This window comes from Acetobacterium sp., assembly GCF_041752335.1.
GTDB lineage: Bacteria > Bacillota > Clostridia > Eubacteriales > Eubacteriaceae > Acetobacterium.
In genome coordinates this window covers 1-1,648 of the sequence record NZ_JBGSHG010000106.1, presented here as the reverse complement: position 1 = coordinate 1,648, position 1,648 = coordinate 1, and the positions used below count along the sequence as shown (strand labels likewise).

Here is a 1,648-nt window from a genome sequence, read left to right as displayed (position 1 = left end):
ACAGATGGCCGATCTTTATCATCAGATCAATGAAAATGATAAAGAGATTGAGCTTCTAGAAAAACAAATTGAGACCACAAAAGACAAGGAAAAGTTAAAGAAGTTGTATGATGCTTTAATTCCGGCCTATATTGATGGAGGCAAAAGTGATACCGAAATAAAGGCGTTAATCGAACAGGCGAAAAGCAGCATCGGTGAATACACCAATTCATATTATCAATACTACGCTTCTTATGCCCCGATCTTAGATGAATACAGGAAAGCGGAGGCAAGCCGGTTTGATAAGAATGTCATAAAAAATTTGCCCGATGTTACTGACACCTTTTCTCCTTATGAATTTAAACAACCACTTTATTTCATGATGCAGGATATATCGGGAGATGCAATTCCCGAACTGGTAATTTCTGGATACGATCCAAATAATATTAGGAATGCTTATGACGAAGTTCAGACAGAATATAAAATTATTGACACTTATCGATTGGTTGATGGGAAACCAAAACGGATTTTCGGTGGAGTACCGATGGGCGTTCGGGCGACTTACACCATTTGTGAGAATCAAATATTAAAATGCAGCGGTAGTGGCGGAGCGGTTAATCAACACTACAATTTTTATAAACTAGAAGGTAATTCAGAGTCGGTTTATCAAAATGTTGAGTTCGATGGCTTTGATGGCATACCAAAATATTTCCTGACTGATGCAACTCACAAAAACACGCAAATTTCAAAAGAAGAAGCATGGAGTATCATTAGTGGTTATGTGCCTAAAAAGGATATTCGTTGGATTGCTTTATAGTGTTATCTTTTTATGATTGATTCAATCCGAAAGATAAAATAAAAAGCAATAACGAAACAAAAGGTTTTTAAAACTGATAAAGACTTGTGGTAATAAGTCAAACTAATGTTACAAAATGAATATCACTTATCAGGAGTCTTATCTTCTGCTGATTGAGTTGATGTTGAGTATTTGGCAGGATATTCTTCACCACAGTGATGAAAAAATCGACAGTCTGCTCGATCAGTTCAGTCAGAATTTGCCGACAATAATAAAGAGTAGTCTGAAACCTTGTGCCTGAATGAATATTTTTCATGAAAAGTCTTTCGTAGCGACGCTTTCGGGTATTTTTAATGTGCGAAGTTTGGGTTTAGAACAATAATCAGGGAGAGGAGGACATGAATGAATAGTAATGAGAATGAAAATCAAAACAGTGAGAATGGTTTTGATCCTGTTGGCGATCGGACTGAAGAGTTATTGACGAAAAAACAGCCTGAAAATCAGAGCCATAGGAAAAAAATGTTTTTTATCATTGGCTTGATTGGGGGAGTTTGTATTCTAGTTGTCAGCGGATTTTTAATCATGAATCAAATGAATATTTCACAAATTGAGAAAAATCTTGAATTGGGGGAGAAATACCTGGAAGAAGGCAAGTACGAAGAGGCAATCCTTGCTTATGACGACGTCATCAAAATCGATCAAAAAAATGTATTAGCTTATGAAGGTAAGGGAGCAACCTATCTGGGCATGGCGAATTACTCCGAGGCGGAGAGCCAGTTGGAAACGGCTAAATCAATTGACTTTACAGATAATGGCAAGGTGCTGATGTCAGAAGTGTATATCAATACGGATCGTAAAGACCAGGGGATGGCA

The 1,648-nt window shown here is 37.1% G+C and carries 2 protein-coding genes; both read left to right on the top strand.

What is annotated here, in order from left to right; genetic code table 11:
- A partial coding sequence (locus ACEW8F_RS13255; RefSeq protein ID WP_373483949.1) for a hypothetical protein occupies positions 1-796 on the top strand: 796 nt, incomplete at its 5' end.
- 381 nt (positions 797-1,177) lie between these two features.
- On the top strand, positions 1,178-1,648 hold a 471-nt coding region (locus ACEW8F_RS13250; protein WP_373483948.1), incomplete at its 3' end, for a tetratricopeptide repeat protein.